At 69.5% G+C, this 16373-nt stretch carries 13 protein-coding genes; 3 read left to right on the forward strand and 10 right to left on the reverse strand.

Translation table 11 applies throughout. The features are described 5' to 3' along the window. The first annotated feature begins 6 nt into the window (after nucleotides 1–6). Complete coding sequence (gene ppc, locus DTA22_RS20880; RefSeq protein WP_112300760.1) at nucleotides 7–2763, forward strand: phosphoenolpyruvate carboxylase; 2757 nt, start codon at nucleotides 7–9, stop codon at nucleotides 2761–2763. Between the two features lie 320 nt (nucleotides 2764–3083). On the opposite strand, the gene pgl is transcribed toward ppc, so the two are convergent. From pgl to tkt, 5 genes are read right to left on the reverse strand one after another with little or no spacing between them, the layout of a single operon-like run. Then, nucleotides 3084–3827 carry a 6-phosphogluconolactonase gene (gene pgl / locus DTA22_RS20885; protein ID WP_037237810.1) on the reverse strand — a complete coding sequence of 248 codons (744 nt, stop codon included), beginning with the start codon at nucleotides 3825–3827 and terminating at the stop codon, nucleotides 3084–3086. Beyond that, on the reverse strand, nucleotides 3820–4731 hold the full coding sequence (opcA, locus tag DTA22_RS20890; RefSeq protein WP_112300761.1) for a glucose-6-phosphate dehydrogenase assembly protein OpcA: 912 nt from the start codon (nucleotides 4729–4731) through the stop codon (nucleotides 3820–3822). The genes pgl and opcA overlap by 8 nt, the downstream gene beginning before the upstream one ends. Continuing rightward, entirely contained in the window at nucleotides 4732–6276 is a 1545-nt protein-coding gene (zwf, locus tag DTA22_RS20895; RefSeq protein ID WP_112300762.1) for a glucose-6-phosphate dehydrogenase, read from the reverse strand. A 3-nt stretch (nucleotides 6277–6279) separates the two neighbouring features. Continuing rightward, a complete protein-coding gene (gene tal / locus DTA22_RS20900; protein ID WP_112300763.1) occupies nucleotides 6280–7404 on the reverse strand; it encodes a transaldolase in 1125 nt (374 codons plus the stop codon). Nucleotides 7405–7410: 6 nt separating this feature from the next. Then, complete coding sequence (gene tkt / locus DTA22_RS20905) at nucleotides 7411–9519, reverse strand: transketolase (RefSeq protein ID WP_112300764.1); 2109 nt, start codon at nucleotides 9517–9519, stop codon at nucleotides 7411–7413. A gap of 216 nt (nucleotides 9520–9735) precedes the next feature. Here tkt and DTA22_RS20910 point away from each other — a divergent pair, with 216 nt between their 5' ends. Then, a complete protein-coding gene (locus tag DTA22_RS20910; protein ID WP_037237848.1) occupies nucleotides 9736–10719 on the forward strand; it encodes a heme o synthase in 984 nt (327 codons plus the stop codon). Nucleotides 10720–10752: 33 nt separating this feature from the next. Here DTA22_RS20910 and DTA22_RS20915 read toward each other — a convergent pair whose 3' ends face one another. After that, entirely contained in the window at nucleotides 10753–11718 is a 966-nt protein-coding gene (locus tag DTA22_RS20915) for a quinone oxidoreductase family protein (protein ID WP_112300765.1), read from the reverse strand. 80 nt (nucleotides 11719–11798) lie between these two features. Here DTA22_RS20915 and DTA22_RS20920 point away from each other — a divergent pair, with 80 nt between their 5' ends. Next, nucleotides 11799–12164, forward strand: coding sequence for a hypothetical protein (locus DTA22_RS20920; protein ID WP_037237798.1), 366 nt, complete (start codon nucleotides 11799–11801; stop codon nucleotides 12162–12164). On the opposite strand, the gene DTA22_RS20925 is transcribed toward DTA22_RS20920, so the two are convergent. The 4 genes from DTA22_RS20925 to DTA22_RS20940 form a co-directional block, all read right to left on the reverse strand. After that, complete coding sequence (locus DTA22_RS20925) at nucleotides 12161–13123, reverse strand: COX15/CtaA family protein (protein WP_037237794.1); 963 nt, start codon at nucleotides 13121–13123, stop codon at nucleotides 12161–12163. The two genes, DTA22_RS20920 and DTA22_RS20925, sit on opposite strands and share 4 nt — an antisense overlap. A 69-nt stretch (nucleotides 13124–13192) precedes the next feature. Beyond that, nucleotides 13193–14635: a hypothetical protein gene (locus DTA22_RS20930; protein ID WP_112300766.1), complete on the reverse strand. Its 1443-nt coding sequence runs from the start codon at nucleotides 14633–14635 to the stop codon at nucleotides 13193–13195. Further along, nucleotides 14632–15432, reverse strand: coding sequence for an ABC transporter permease (locus DTA22_RS20935; RefSeq protein WP_112300767.1), 801 nt, complete (start codon nucleotides 15430–15432; stop codon nucleotides 14632–14634). Before DTA22_RS20935 ends, DTA22_RS20930 begins: the two co-directional genes overlap by 4 nt. Continuing rightward, nucleotides 15429–16373 (reverse strand): ABC transporter ATP-binding protein, encoded by a 945-nt coding sequence (locus DTA22_RS20940; RefSeq protein ID WP_037203409.1) that lies wholly within the window; start codon nucleotides 16371–16373, stop codon nucleotides 15429–15431. Before DTA22_RS20940 ends, DTA22_RS20935 begins: the two co-directional genes overlap by 4 nt.

The following is a 16373-nucleotide window of genomic DNA, read 5'->3' on the forward strand; positions in this document are numbered from 1 at the left end:
GGATGAATGATCGAAACCCCACGTGAGGCCACTGAACCACTCCGCGAAGACATTCGGCTCCTGGGCGGCATCCTCGGTCAGATAGTGCGGGAACAGGCCGGGGACAGCGTCTTCGACCTCGTCGAGAAGGCCAGGGTCGAATCGTTCCGGGTTCGTCGTTCCGAAATCGACCGCGCAGATCTGGCGGACATGTTCACCCAGGTCTCCACGAGCGACACCATCCCCGTCATCCGGGCCTTCAGCCACTTCGCCCTGCTGGCGAATCTCGCCGAGGACATCCACCGCGAACGCCGGCGCGCCGTCCACGTCGCCGCCGGTGAACCCGCCCCCGACAGCACGCTGACCGCCACGTTCGCCAAACTCGACGCCGCGCACCTCGGCAGCGACGTCGTCGCGGACGCGTTGCGCGGGGCGCTCGTGTCGCCGGTCATCACCGCCCATCCCACCGAGACCCGCCGCCGGACGGTGTTCGAGACCCAGTCCCGCATCACCGAGCTGATGCGCTACCGCGAGCGCACCGCCCTGACCGAGACCGAGACGGCCGACGTCGACGTCCGGCTGCGACGGCAGATCCTCACCCTGTGGCAGACCGCACTGATCCGGTTGTCGCGGTTGCGGATCCAGGACGAGATCGAGGTCGGACTGCGGTACTACGACGCCGCACTGTTCGAGGTCGTCCCGAAGATCAACGCCGAACTGCGCAGCGCCCTGCGATCGCGGTGGCCGGACGCGGATCTGGGCCGGGAGCCGATTCTGCGTCCCGGGTCGTGGATCGGCGGAGACCGCGACGGCAACCCCTATGTCACCGACGAGGTGGTCCGGCAGGCCACCATCCGTGCCGCGGCCACCGCCCTCGAGCACCACCTCGGGGAACTCGAGACACTCGAACGTGAACTGTCGATGTCGGCTCGCCTCGTCACCGTCACCCCCGCTCTCGACCTCCTGGCCGCGGCGTCGCAGGACGATTCCCCGTTCCGGGCCGACGAGCCCTACCGGCGCGCGGTGCGGGGCATCCGGGGGCGTCTCACGGCCACCGCGCACCGCATTCTGGGTGAGGCACCCGATCACGGGCTCGACCTCGGGCTCGCACCGTACGACTCGCCACGGCAGATGCTCGACGAACTGGACGTCGTCGACGACTCCCTGCGGCGTGGCGGCGACGGCACCATCGCCGACGACGGGCTCGCGGGCCTGCGGGACTCGGTGGAGGTGTTCGGTTTCCACCTCTCCGGACTGGACATGCGGCAGAACTCGGACGTGCACGAGACCGTCGTCGCCGAGCTGCTGGCGTGGGCGGGCGTGCACGCCGACTACCCGTCGCTGTCCGAGGACGAGCGGGTGGAGTTGCTGTCGGCGGAGCTGTCCACCCGGCGACCACTGACCACCGCGAACGCGGACTTCAGCGAGCTGACCACGAAGGAACTCGCCATTCTCCAGGCCGGCGCCGACGCGGTGCGGACCCTCGGTGCGGGCGCCGTGCCCAATTACATCATCAGCATGTGCACCTCCGTCAGCGACATGCTCGAGGCCGCCGTGCTGCTGAAGGAGGTGGGTCTGCTCGACCCCGGATCGGGGGAGGCGCCGTCCTGCCCGGTGGGGATCGTGCCGCTGTTCGAGACGATCGAGGACCTGCAGCAGGGGGCCGCCACGCTCGAGGCCACCCTCGAGGTGCCGATCTACCGGGCGCTGGTGACGTCGCGCGGCGACTCGCAGGAAGTGATGCTCGGGTACTCCGATTCCAACAAGGACGGCGGCTACCTGGCGGCCAACTGGGCGCTGTACCGCGCCGAGCTGGATCTGGTCGACGCCGCCCGCAAGACGGGAATCCGGTTGCGGCTCTTCCACGGTCGCGGCGGCACCGTGGGTCGCGGCGGCGGCCCCAGCTACGAGGCGATCCTCGCGCAACCGCCCGGCGCGGTGGCCGGGTCGTTGCGGATCACCGAACAGGGTGAGGTGATCGCCGCCAAGTACGCGGAACCCCGCCTCGCGCAACGCAATCTGGAGACGCTGCTCGCCGCGACCCTCGAAGCCACCCTGCTCGACGTCGAGGGACTCGGCGACGACGCGGAACCGGCGTACCGCATTCTCGACGAGCTCGCGGCGCTGGCCCGCCGCGCGTACGGCGAATTGGTGCACGAGACACCCGGATTCGTGGAGTACTTCGAGATGTCGACTCCGGTCGCGGAGATCGGTGCCCTCAACATCGGCAGCCGCCCCGCCTCACGGAAGCAGACCACGTCCATCTCCGATCTCCGGGCCATCCCGTGGGTGCTGTCGTGGAGCCAGTCCCGGGTCATGCTGCCCGGGTGGTACGGCACGGGTGCGGCGTTCGAGGAATGGACGCAGGGCGACCCCGAGCGGGTGGCCACGCTGTCCCGCCTGTACGAGACGTGGCCGTTCTTCCGGACCGTGCTGTCGAACCTGGCCATGGTGATGTCGAAGTCCGACATGGGTCTCGCGGCCCGCTACGCGGAACTGGTTCCCGACGAGGAACTCCGCCGGCGGGTGTTCGGCAAGATCGCCGAGGAACACGAGCGGACCATCCGGATGTACAAGGCGATCACCGGGAACGACACCCTGTTCGCCGACAACCCCGGTCTGGAGAGGTCGGTGCACAATCGGTTCCCGTACCTCGAGCCCCTCAACCACCTGCAGGTGGAACTGCTGCGCCGCTACCGGGCCGGGGACGACAGTGATCAGACGCGCCGCGGCATCCAGCTCACGATGAACGGGCTGGCGACCGCGCTGCGCAACAGCGGGTAGCGCGCCGGTTCCCGCGTCCCGCGAGAAGCGAGTGAACTTTCTTGCGGGGCGGGGGAACCGAACCGTCCGTCGCTGCGTCAAAACGGGAAAGAGCACGAACGTTTCCGAGACGAAGTGGGGCGACGGATGAGGCGTTGCGCGGGCAACCCGGACTACTGGCGCGGGGGAGTGGGACGGCGGGGGACGAGCGCGGCGAGCCCGCGTCGGGCCGGTCGGATCGTCACCGAATGCCGGGTCACCCGGTCACCGATCGAGCGGGACCCTCGGTCGCCCGCCGGGTTGCCGGCGGACGACGACGAGGACCCCGTCGGATGACAGCGTCAGCCCGGCAGCCGGGACGCGGCCGACGTGTCGAGCAGCCACCGGGTGGCCGACAGTCCGCGCGCCCCGGATGCCGGGATCTCGACGGGCGGAGCGCCCGCGATCGCGGCGGCCACGGCCTCGGCCTTGGCGTCGCCCGCCACGACGAGCCACACCTCGTCGGCGTGCCGGACAGCGGGCAGGGTCAGCGTGACCCGCACCGGCGGCGGCTTGGGGGAGTCCGTCACCGCGACGACGAACCGGTGCTCCTCGCGTACCGCGTCGGTGTCGGGGAACAGCGAATTGACGTGTCCCTCACCGCCCATGCCGAGCAGGTGGACATCGAAGACCGGAACCTGCTTGCCGTCGGCGTGGGCCCCGAGCACCTGCGCGTACGCGACGGCAGCCGCCTCCGGATCGTTCTCGTAGATGCCGTCGGCGACGGGCATGGTGTGCACCCGGTCGGGGTCGACGTCGACGTGGTCGAGCAGTGCGGCCCGCGCCTGCACGTCGTTGCGTTCCGGGTCGCCGGCCGGCAGGAAGCGCTCGTCACCCCAGTAGATGTCGATCGCGCGCCAGTCGATGTCGCCTGGGTTCTCCCGCACCTTCTCGAGCAGCCCGATCCCGGTGCCGCCTCCGGTGAGGACCACCGACGCCGTACCACGGTCCTTCTGGGCGGCGACGACGGTGGCGACGAACCGCTCCGCGGCCCTCGTCACCAGCGTGTCGGTGTCGGGGTGGACTTCTACATGGATGTCACTCATAGGTCACCTTCGTCAGCCCGGCGAGTGCGGTCTCGTAGACCTCGTCGGCGTCGAGCCTGCGTAGTTCTTCGGCCAGGCACTCGCTCGTTTCCCGCCTGCGGAGCGCGACCCGCGCATCGGGTTTGCCGGTACGTGTCAGCGTCGCCGTGGTGCCGGTCTGGGGGCGGCTGATGGTCAGAGCACCACCGTCGGCGAAGTTGATCTCCACGAACAGCGGGCCGACCCGCCGGGTGACGGGGACGTCGACGCGGCTCGCCAACCACCCCGCGATCATGTCGACGGCGGGCTCGTCCACCAGCCCGGACACCACAGCGGACGTGATCGGCGAGTGCGGCGGCTGATCGACGGCCGAGGTCAGGAGCGCACGCCAGTAGGTGATGCGACTCCAGGCCAGGTCCGAGTCACCGGACGAGTACGACGCGAGGCGGCTCTTGATCTCGGCGGCCGGATCCGCGCGATCGGTCGCGTCGGTGATGCGGCGGATCGCCAGCTTGCCCACCGGGTCCTCGGCGGGGACCTCCGGGGCCGTCTCCGGCCACCACACGACGACGGGAGTGTCGGGGAGGAGGAACGGCACCACCACGCTGCTCTCGTGGTCGGCGAGTTCGCCGAACAGGCGGAGCACGACGACCTCCGACGCACCGGCGTCGCCGCCGACGCGGATCTGCGCGTCCAGGCGGGGTTCCGCGTCACGGGACCCCCAGGCGACGACGATGACGCGGCACGGATGCTCCCGGCTCGCCTCGTTGGCGGCGTCGATGATGTCCTCCGAGTACTCACTGTCGCGGGTGCATACCACCAGCGTGAGGACTCGTCCCAGGGTCACTGCGCCGCCGGTCTTGCGCACCTCCACCAGTTTCTTGTTGACCTGTCCGGTGGTGGTCGCGGGAATGTCGATGATCATCTACGGCCTTCTCCATTCGCGACCGGTACGGTGCATCATTTCGTCTGCCGACGGCGGGCCCCACGTGCCGGCCTCGTACGGTTCCGGCCTGCCGCCCGCAGCCCAGTGCCCGAGCGCGGGGTCGAGGATCTCCCAGGACAGTTCGACCTCGGCGTTCACGGGGAACAGCGAGGGCTCACCGAGGAGTACGTCGAGGATGAGGCGCTCGTACGCCTCGGGCGACGACTCCGTGAACGCCTGACCGTAGCTGAAGTCCATGTTGACGTCGCGGACTTCCATGCTCGACCCCGGCACCTTGGACCCGAACCGCATGGTCACACCCTCGTCCGGCTGCACCCGGATGACGAGGGCGTTCTGCCCCAGTTCCTCGGTCATCGTCTGATCGAACGGCAGATGCGGTGCGCGCTTGAAGATCACGGCGATCTCGGTGACCCGGCGGCCGAGCCGCTTCCCGGTGCGGAGGTAGAACGGCACCCCCGCCCAGCGGCGGGTGTCGACCTCGAGGGTGATGGCCGCGAACGTCTCCGTGGTGGAGTCCTTCGAGAACCCTTCCTCCTCCAGCAGTCCGACCACCCGGGTACCGCCCTGCCAGCCGCCCGCGTACTGGCCGCGTGCCGTGGTCTCGTCGAGCGGCTGGGCGAGCCTGGTGGCGGAGAGCACCTTGATCTTCTCCGCCTGCAACTCGGACGGTTCGAAGCTGATCGGCTCCTCCATCGCGGTGAATGCGAGAAGTTGCAGCAGATGATTCTGGATGACGTCGCGCGCCGCCCCGATGCCGTCGTAATACCCGGCGCGTCCACCGAGACCGATGTCCTCGGCCATGGTGATCTGGACGTGATCCACGTAGTGGGCGTTCCAGATCGGATCGAACAACTGGTTCGCGAAGCGCAACGCCAGAATGTTCTGGACGGTCTCCTTGCCGAGGTAATGGTCGATCCGGAAGACCGTGTCCTCCGGGAAGACCTCGTTCACGACCGCGTTGAGCTCGCGTGCGCTCTCGAGGTCGTGACCGAACGGCTTCTCGATGACCACCCGGCGCCACTGGTCGTCGTTCGACTGCGCGAGACCGGCCTCGGACAGCTGCTTCAGGACCACCGGGAACGCGTCCGGCGGAATCGCGAGATAGAACCCGTGATTGCCGCCGGTCCCGCGTTCGCGTTCGAGCGTCCCGAGAGTGTTGGCCAGTTCCTGGAAGGCGGCCGGGTCGTCGAAGCTGCCCTTGACGAAACGCAGGCCCTCCGACAGTCGCTCCCAGACGTCCTCCCGGAACGGGGTGCGGGAATGGTCGCGCACGGCATCGTGGACGATCTTGCCGAAGTCCTCGTCCGACCAATCCCTGCGGGCGAACCCGACGAGAGCGAACCCGGGCGGCAGAAGACCACGATTGGCCAGATCGTAGATGGCGGGCATCAACTTGCGCCGGGCCAGGTCGCCGGTGACACCGAAGATCACCAGCGCACACGGCCCGGCGATGCGTGGTAGGCGCTTGTCCCTACCGTCGCGGAGTGGATTGACCCAATCGTCTGACGCTGCGGGCTCGCTCACGTATCAGCTCTTCTGCCCTGCTGCGCGCAGCTGCTCCGCGGTGGCCTCCAGGAGCTCGGTCCAGGACACCTCGAACTTGTCGACGCCCTCGTCCTCGAGGACCTTGAACACGTCGGTGAGGTCGATGCCGACGGCGCTGAGCTTGTCGAACACCTCCTGCGACTCGACCGCGGTGCCGGACACCGTGTCGCCGGCGACCTCACCGTGATCGGCGAACGCGTCGAGAGTCTTCTCCGGCATCGTGTTCACGGTGTTCGGAGCCACCAGTTCGGCGACGTACAGAGTGTCGGGGTAATCGGGGTTCTTGACTCCCGTCGACGCCCAGAGCGCGCGCTGCGGGCGCGCACCGTCGGACAGCAGACCCTGGAACCGCGGCTGCACCTCGAAAATCTGCTGGTACGCGGCGTACGCCAGGCGGGCGTTGGCGACGGCGGCCTGGCCGCGCAGCTCCAGCGCCTCGGGGGTGCCGATCTTGTCGAGCCGCTTGTCGATCTCCGTGTCGACACGGGAGACGAAGAACGAGGCCACCGAGTGGATGCGGGACAGGTCGTGACCGGCCGCCTTCGCCGCCTCGAGGCCGTCCAGGTACGCGCCCATGACGAGTTCGTAGCGCTCCACCGAGAAGATCAGCGTGACGTTGACGCTGATCCCCTCACCGAGCACCTTGGCGATGGCCGGGATACCGGCCTCGGTGGCCGGAATCTTGATGAACAGGTTGGGGCGGTCGACGATCTTCCACAGTTCGACGGCCTGCGCGACCGTCTTGTCGGCGTCGTGCGCGAGGCGCGGGTCGACCTCGATGGACACCCGGCCGTCGACGCCGTGGCTCGCCTCGAACTGCGGGGCGAGAACGTCGCAGGCGGCGCGCACGTCGTCGGTGGTCACCGTGCGGATGGTGGCCTCGACGTCGGCACCGCGCTCGGCGAGCTCCCGGACCTGTGCGTCGTAGACGTGGCCCTTGCTGAGTGCGGCCTGGAAGATCGACGGGTTGGTGGTGACACCGACGACGGACTTGGTCGCGACGAGCTCGGCGAGGTTGCCGGACTCGATGCGGTCACGGGAGAGGTCGTCGAGCCACACCGACACGCCTGCTTCGGAGAGCTTCTGGAGGTTGGGGTTCTGAGTCATGGCGGTCTATCCCTTCACGCGTGCGAGTGAGCGCTGTGCGGCGGCGGTGACCGCTTCGGCGGTGAAACCGAACTCGCGGAACAGGGTCTTGTAGTCGGCGGAGGCGCCGAAGTGCTCGATGGAGACGATTTCGCCCGCGTCGCCGACGAAGCGGTACCAGGGCATGGAGATGCCGGCTTCGACGGAGACCCGTGCCTTGACCGTCGGGGGGAGGACGCCGTCGCGGTAGGCCTGGTCCTGGGCGTCGAACCATTCGACGCAGGGCATGGACACGACCCGGGTGGGGATGCCGTCGGCCTCGAGGGTCTCGCGGGCGGCGACGGCGAGTTGCAGCTCGGATCCGGTGCCGATGAGCACGACCTCCGGTGCCCCGGTGGAGGCGTCGGCGAGGACGTAGCCGCCGCGGGAGACACCCTCGTAGCTGGTGCCCTCGAGGACGGGGAGGTCCTGGCGGGTCAGGGCGAGGCCGGCGGGAGCGCGGGTGGCCTCGTCGGCGCCCTTCTCGAGGACGGCGCGCCAGGCGTGGGCGGTCTCGTTGGCGTCGCCGGGCCGCACGACGTACAGGCCGGGGATCGCGCGCAGCGCGGCGAGGTGCTCGATCGGCTGGTGGGTGGGCCCGTCCTCGCCGAGTCCGATGGAGTCGTGCGTCCACACGTAGGTGACCGGGGTCTTCATGATCGCGGCGAGTCGCACGGCGGGACGCATGTAGTCGCTGAAGACGAGGAAGGTGCCGCCGTACGGGCGGGTCGGTCCGTGCAGCGCGATGCCGTTGAGGATCGAGCCCATGGCGTGTTCGCGGACCCCGAAGTGCAGGGTGCGGCCGTAGGGCTGGGCCGTCCACATCCGGGTGGAGATGGCTTCGGGACCGAACGAGTCGGCGCCCTTGATGGTGGTGTTGTTGCTCTCGGCGAGGTCGGCGGAGCCGCCCCACAGTTCGGGGAGCACCGGTCCGACGGCGTTGAGAACGGCGGCGGACGCCTTGCGGGTCGCGACGCCCTTGGGATCGGGCTCCCAGGTGGGGAGGACGTCGGCCCAGCCGGCGGGAAGGTCGCGGCCGATCAGACGGTCGAGGAGCTTCTTGCCCTCGGGGGCGCGCTGCGTCCACTCGTCGTACTGGGCCTGCCATTCCTTGTGTGCCTGCGCGCCGCGCTCGACGACCTTGCGGGTGTGGGCGATGACCTCGTCGGCGACCTCGAACGTCTTGTCCGGATCGAAGCCGAGAGCCTTCTTCACGGCCGCGACCTCGTCGGCGCCGAGGGCGGCGCCGTGCGCCGCGCCCGTGTTCATCTTGGTCGGTGCGGGGAAACCGATGATCGTGCGGAGCAGGATCAGCGACGGCTTGTCGGTGACCTCGCGGGCCTTGTTCAGGGCCTCTTCGATGGCGACGACGTTCTCGCCGCCCTCGACGATCTGCACGTGCCAGCCGTACGCCTCGTAGCGGGCGGCGGTGTCCTCGGACAGCGCGATGGCGGTGTCGTCCTCGATGGAGATCTTGTTGTCGTCGTAGATCAGGGTGAGGTTGCCGAGCTGCTGGACACCCGCGATGGAGGAGGCCTCGGAGGTGACGCCTTCCTCGATGTCGCCGTCGGAGGCGATGACGTAGATGTGGTGGTCGAACGGGCTGTCGCCGAGGGCGGGCTCAGGGTCGAAGAGGCCGCGTTCGCGGCGGGCGGCCATCGCCATGCCCACGGCGGAGGCGAGGCCCTGACCGAGCGGCCCGGTGGTGATCTCGACACCGCGGGTGTGGCCGTGTTCGGGGTGGCCGGGGGTCTTCGAGCCCCACGTGCGCAGCGCCTCCAGGTCGTCGAGTTCGAGACCGTAGCCGGCGAGGTACAGCTGGATGTACAGGGTGAGGCTGGAGTGCCCGCAGGACAGGACGAACCGGTCGCGACCGATCCAGTCGGCGTCGGTGGGGTCGTGGCGCATGACGCGCTGGAAGAGGGTGTAGGCGAGGGGGGCGAGGCTCATGGCCGTGCCGGGGTGACCGTTACCCACCTTCTGCACCGCGTCCGCGGCGAGCACCCGGATGGTGTCGACGGCCTTGGTGTCCAGTTCGGTCCAGTCGGCGGGGTGAACCGGTTGCGTGAGGACGTGGATGTCGTCTGTGATCGACACGGGCAGAAGTCTCCTGACATGGGTGAACGTGGAGCCTGAGGATGCGTGGGCCTCTTGTGCGACTCCAGCCTAGTGTGCGGTCGTATCCGGGTCGATTCGGTTCGCGCATTACGGCGGTCTACCATCGTTTGTAGTAGACGGCCGGCCGTCGCGAACGACTTCGGGAGCAGGCGGCGGCATTCGGATGTGGAATTACGCGTGGTGCGAGGAGAGAACGTGCGGACAGGGCATCAGCCGAGCGGACACGGCTTCGGCAGCCCCAGCCCCGCCCCCCGCGCGACCGACACCGGTACGGTGCTGGGTCGCGTCACGGGCAAGGTCCTGGCCTACATCGCATTGACCAAGCCGCGGGTGATCGAGCTGCTGCTGGTCGCCACCATCCCGGCGATGCTGCTGGCAGATCGCGGCAATGTAGACATCCTGCTGATCCTCAGCACGCTGTTCGGCGGGTGGATGGGCGCCGCGAGCGCGAACTCCCTCAACTGCGTCGTCGACGCCGACATCGACAAGGTCATGAAACGCACCGCCCGCCGGCCGCTGGCCCGCGACGCGGTGCCCACGTCCCACGCGTTCGTGTTCGGCATGACTCTCGGTGTCGCGTCGTTCCTCTGGCTGTGGTGGCGCGCCAACCTGCTCGCCGGCTGCCTGGTCGTCCTGACCATCGCGTTCTACGTACTCGTGTACACAATGGTGCTCAAGCGCCGGACCTGGCAGAACGTCGTCTGGGGCGGCGCCGCGGGCTGCATGCCCGTCATGGTCGGCTGGTCGGCGGTCACCGGGTCGCTGAGCTGGCAGCCCATCGTGCTGTTCCTGGTCATCTTCTTCTGGACGCCGCCGCACACGTGGGCCCTCGCCATGCGCTACAAGGAGGACTACAAGGCGGCCGGTGTCCCGATGCTGCCGGTGATCGCCACCGAGGAGCACGTCACCAAGCAGATCCTGCTGTACAGCTGGGCGATGGTGATCACGTCCCTCGTGCTCGTCCCCGCCGCGGGTGTCGTCTATGCCGCCGTGACCCTCGTGGCCGGTGCCTGGTTCCTGCTGATGGCCCATCAGCTGTACCGCAGCGTCCGCGGCGGAGCGGCCGTGAAACCGCTCCGCCTGTTCCTGCAGTCCAACAACTATCTGGCCATCGTCTTCGTGGGACTCGCCGTCGACTCCGTGCTGGGACTGCAGACCGTGGCCGGCCTGCTGAGCTGACCTCCGCGTCACGGCCCGAGGTGACGCTCCGCGTCAGGGCACCAGCACGATCGAGCCCGTCGTCGCACGCGCCTCGAGGTCGCGGTGCGCGTCCTCGGCCCGTGCGAGCGGGTACTCCGCGCCCACCCGGACCGTCAGTGAACCGTCGGCCAGGGCGGAGAACACGTCTCCCGCCCGCCACGCCAGTTCCTCACGGTTTCGGACGTGGTGCGCGAGTGTGGGCCGGGTGAGGAACAGCGATCCGGCCGGGTTCAGCCGTTGTGGATCGAACGGCGGCACCGGGCCGCTCGCCGCACCGAACAACGCGACCGTCCCCCGGATCCGCACCGACGCGAGACTGGCCTCGAACGTGGACGCGCCGACACCGTCGTAGGCGGCTGCGACGCCCTCGCCGTCGGTCAGCTCACGCACCCGGGCGGCGATGTCGTCGTCGTATCGCAGCACCTCGTGTGCGCCGGCGTCACGGGACAATTGCTCCTTGGCGTCGGAGGACACCGTGGTGATCACCCGCGCGCCCAGCGTGGTCGCCATCTGGGTCAGCAGCAGGCCGACTCCGCCCGCTCCGGCGTGGACCAGGACGGTGTCGCCGGACTGGATCGGGTAGGTCGAGTGGGCCAGGTAGTGGGCCGTCATTCCCTGCAGCAGAGCGGAAGCGGCCTGCGGGGCGGGCACGGAGTCGGGGACGGCGATCGCCACCGCCGCGGGCACGACCACCTTCTCGGCGTAACTGCCGGGGGCGGAGCACCAGGCCACCCGATCGCCGGGAGCGATACCGGTCACGTCGCCGCCGACGGCCTCCACGACCCCGGAACCCTCGTCTCCGGGGACGTAGGGGAGTGGCCGCGGGTACAGCCCCGTCCGGAAGTACGTGTCGATGAAGTTGATGCCGATCGCGTCGGTGCGAACCAGAAGATCCGTCGCTCCGATCTCGGGTTCGGGAACCTCTACGGGTTCGAGGACGTCGGGACCACCGAGACGGGAAACCTGTATAGCGCGCATGGTTTCAGTTCTACACGGCCAGTGCCGCCGCACCGAGCCTGGCGGGCGCGACACCGGTACCGCCCAGTATTCTCGGGGGCATGAGTACCGATACCCATGCCGAACCGGCGCCCGCGAGCCCGGCGCCCTCGCTCCCGTCCCACACGGTCGACGCGATCAAGAAGTTCGTGGCCGAGCACGGCGGTTCCGCCAGTGCGGTCATCCAGCCGATCGGACTCGCCGGCGTCCGCATCACGCTCGTCGGAGCCGACGGCATCCTCGGTGACCAGGTGGTCGAGGACCTCGCCACCGCGAACGCCGTCGTCGCATCCTTCGACGACGTCACCGTCTCGGAGTGGGACCGCGCGATCACCAGCATCGTCACGCCCCGCAAGGGCCACTTCCAGAAGATGGCCGGCTGGGTCGCGCGGCAGACGCGCTTCCCGAAGGCCCGCAACGAGCGCTAGACGCTCGCGGTGTCGGGCTGCGTGACGAACTCGCGGGTGCGTCCCGCAGCCCACACCGCCGCGGTGGCGGCGGTGCACAGCCCGGCTCCCGCGACGTGGAATGCCACGAGGACCGCGGGAACGTCGGTGAAGAACTGGACGAGTCCGATCAGCGCCTGCGCCACCACCAGCGCGAGTAGTACCTGCACGCGTACCTTCACCGCGCGGGTGGCGCCCACGGCGTACAGGCCGAAGCACAGGCCGACCAGCAACGCCAGGTAGCCCACCAGCAGCTGGGCATGCAGGTGCACGAGCGTGACGATCTCTACCTCGAGACGGGGAACCACGCGGTCGAGACTCTTGTCTCCCGCGTGCGGTCCGGCGCCCGTGACCAGCGTTCCGGCGGCGAGCACCCCGGCCAGCGCAACACCCGACAGCGCGGTGAGCCACCGCAGCGGGGCGGGGATCACGTCGATCGCCGGCGCGTCGTCGGGTTCGCAGATCTTCGCGTACATCACGGTCGCCAGCCACACCATCGCCATCGACGCGAGCAGGTGGACCGCGACCGTCCACCACAGCAGTCCGGTGAGCACCGTGACACCGCCGATGACGGCCTGCACGACGGTGCCGAGGGGCATCATCCACGCGTAGACGAGGACCTCTTTCCGGCGGCGGGCGCGGGTGACCGCGAGGACGATCAGGGCCGCGGCGACAACGACGACGAACGTGAGCAACCGGTTGCCGAACTCGACCGCCTGATGGACGACGGCGACCTCGCCGTGCCCGACCGGCACGAAGCTGCCGGGGAAGCACTGCGGCCAGGTGGGGCATCCGAGGCCGGAGGCGGTCACCCGCACGACGGCCCCGGTGACGGCGATCCCGCCCTGCGTGAGGATCACCGCGAACGCGATGACACGCTGCACGGTCAGCGACGGAAGGGGAAGACGGTCTACCAGGCTCAGAAACCCGCGATACAGCACGACGTCGATGGTAGAGGGCCGTCAACTACAGCGTGTCGTTGGGCCGGTGGCGGCGCGCTCGACTCCGTGCTACTCGCCGCGAATCCGCAGGATGCCGGTCACCGTGCCCTGCCAGAAGTCGCCGGTGTCGGTGACGAGTCCGGACATCTGCAGGGTGTCGTTGACCGCGGTACCGGGGAGTGGGCTGGTGCGCTCGACCGAGCCGTCCGCCGGATCGATCACCGCGAACGAGAAGCCGTCCAGGGGTGTCGTGACGTCGAACCCGTGGCGGATCACGGTGTACAGCAGGCCGTCACCGGTCGAGAGGTGGGGCACCGCCGCGCTGCGGACGTCGTTGCTCCACACCTGGTGGCAGCCGATCGGGTCGATGTCGACGCGGGTCATGCCGCCGGTGAAGGGGGCGTTCGTCGGAACCGCCGGGCCCGCGCCGTCCGGGACGGCGGGATACGGGTAGCCGTAGGTCCCGGCGACGTACACCGAATTGGCGATGCCGATCGGGGAGTTCTCGCTGCCGCCCGGGTTGCCGAGCACGGGGAGGGAGCAGATCTCGTCACCGGAATCGGCGCGGAAGACCCGAAGATTCACCTGCGGGTCGGCGTTGTCGACGATCGCGACGAAATCGCTGCCGGTCGACGGCCCGAAGTAGGTGGGAGTGGAGCCGGTGCCGTGGCTGAGTTGCCCCGGCTTACGGTCCGGACCGCGGTCATAGTCCCGCCGCCAGTCCACGCGCACCGCGCCGTCGCGGAGCGTGAACTGGTACAGCGCGTGCGTCGTCGCGACCGCGGTGCCGGCGGGCGAGGTGGAGATGCTGTTCTGGACCTGCTCGCCCGCGGCCAGCGGCAGGCTGTGCGCGACGCCGGCGCGATCCACGGCTCCGACGACGCCGCCCGTCGCGAACCAGACGTTGCCCTGCCAGTCCGGCGTCAGCCCGGTCACGTTGTCTCCCGGCGGAACACTGCCGGACAGGTCGACGTGCGAGTCGACGGTGATCCGCCAGCGGCCTTCGGGGTCCTTCGAATGTCCGAGGCGCAGTAGCTGACGGTTTCCGTCCACCACGACCAGTCGGTTGTCGTTGTCGAGGAACGCGTACACGCCGCCCAGGAGGCTGCCCTTCGCCAGTGCGAACGTGGCGAGTGAGGCGCCGAACGGGGCGGCGGGAGCGGCGGGGTCGATCAGGTGCACGGTGGGGACCTGGCCGGCCACGGACGTGCACAGGGCGACGACGAGCCGGTCGGAACCCTGCAGGAGGGTCGGGCACGCCGAGACCAGCGGGTACGCGGACAGGGTGACCGGGCCGGTGCCGGGACCGGGCAGCGGAGTCACGTCGGTGGACCCCGCATCGCCGTGCATCGTGGACGTGCCTGCGGGTCCGAGGAACGGGTTCGGCGCGGCGGGCGATCCCCACTGCGGTGCGGCGCCCGCGGGCAGGGTGCCGCAGCCGAGGACGGCGAGCAGGACTGCCAGGACGGTGCCGAGGCTGCGGGCGCGCCGGGCTGTGGGTCGGCGGATCACGTGAACCGGAACGTCCGGGCCGCCAGGGCTCCCGCGGCCGCACCCCAGACGACGAGGACCACGACGCTGAGCAGGTCCACCGACCCCGACAGGGCGGCGTCGAGCGCGTGCGCGAGCGCACCGGACGGGATCAGCCGGGCCCCGGTGTGCAGGAGCCAGGGCAGATCGCCGGTGGCGAACACCACACTGCCGACGCCGACCATCACGAACCACAGGATGTTGGCCAGGGCGAGGACGATGTCGGCGCGGAGGGTGCCGCCGAGCAGCAGTCCCATCGCCGCGAACGTCACGGTGCCCATGGCGATGATCACGGCGCCGAGGACGAGTCCCCACGCACTCGGACGCCAGCCGAGCGCCAGTCCGATCGAACCGAGGAGCACCGATTGCAGGGCGACGACGATGACCACGGCGGCGCTCTTCCCGGCGATGATTCCCCACGTCGGCAGGGGAGTGGCGCCGAGCCGCTTGAGGGCCCCGTACCGGCGATCGAAACCGACCGCGATGGCCTGGCCGGTGAACGCGGTGGACATCACCGCCACCATCATCACGGCGGGCACCACCTTGTCGACCCGCGACGTTCCGAGGTCGCCGATGGGCAGCAGACACAGGCCGATCAGCAGCGTGATCGGGATGAACATGGTCAGCAGCAGCTGTTCGCCGTTGCGCAGGAGCAGTTTGAGTTCGAGCGCGGTCTGCGCCCTCAACATGACCGCCGCACCGCTCGGGCGGGGATCGGGTGTGAACGTGCCGGGGGCGAAACGATTCTCCGTCAGACGGTCACTGGTGCTCATCGTCATCCCCTCAGTTCCCGGCCGGTGAGTTCGAGGAAGACGTCCTCGAGGCTGCGCTGGTCGACACGGATGTCGCTGATCAGGGCGTCCAGGTCGGCGCACCACGACGCGACCGACGCCACCACCTTCGGGTCGATCGGCCCTTCGACGAGGTAGGTGCCCGGCCCGGACTCGGCCACCCGGAAACCGTCGGGGAGGGCTCTCGCGAGGGGCTCGGTGTCGAGGCCTGCGGGCGCGCTGAGCCGCAGCTGCCCCTCGGCGCCGCGGCTGGTGACCTCGGCGGGCGTACCCGCCGCGACGATCGACCCGTGGTCGATGATGACGAGCCGGTCCGCGAGTTCCTCGGCCTCGTCCATCAGGTGCGTCGTCAGCAGCACACTGACGCCGTCGCGGCGCAGCGCGTCGATCAGTTCCCACACGAGCAGGCGGGCCTGGGCGTCGAGTCCGGCGGTGGGCTCGTCGAGGAAGACCAGTTCCGGCCTGCCGACCAGCGCGCAGGCCAGGGACAAGCGCTGCTGCTGCCCGCCCGACAGCCTGCGGTACGGGGTGCGACGGGAATCCTCGAGTCCGAGGCTGCGCAGCAACCAGTCGGGGTCGAGGGGGTCGGCCGAGTAGGCCGCGACGAGGTCGAGCATCTCACCGGCGCGGGAGCCGGGGTACGCGCCGCCGCCCTGGAGCATCACACCGATCCGGGCCCGGACGGCGCCGGCATCGGCGACGGGGTCGAGTCCGAGGACACGGACGGTGCCGCTGTCCGGGCGGACGAAGCCCTCGCACATTTCGACTGTGGTGGTCTTACCCGCGCCGTTGGGACCGAGCAACGCGACCACCTGTGCAGGTTCGACGGTGAGATCGAGTCCGTCGACGGCCCTCACACCGTCGAAGGTCTTCACCACGCCTTCCAGGCGTACAGCAGGTTGCGCCGATCCGGGCGTTCGCGAGGTCAC

The organism is Rhodococcus wratislaviensis (assembly GCF_900455735.1).
Classification (GTDB): domain Bacteria; phylum Actinomycetota; class Actinomycetes; order Mycobacteriales; family Mycobacteriaceae; genus Rhodococcus_F; species Rhodococcus_F wratislaviensis.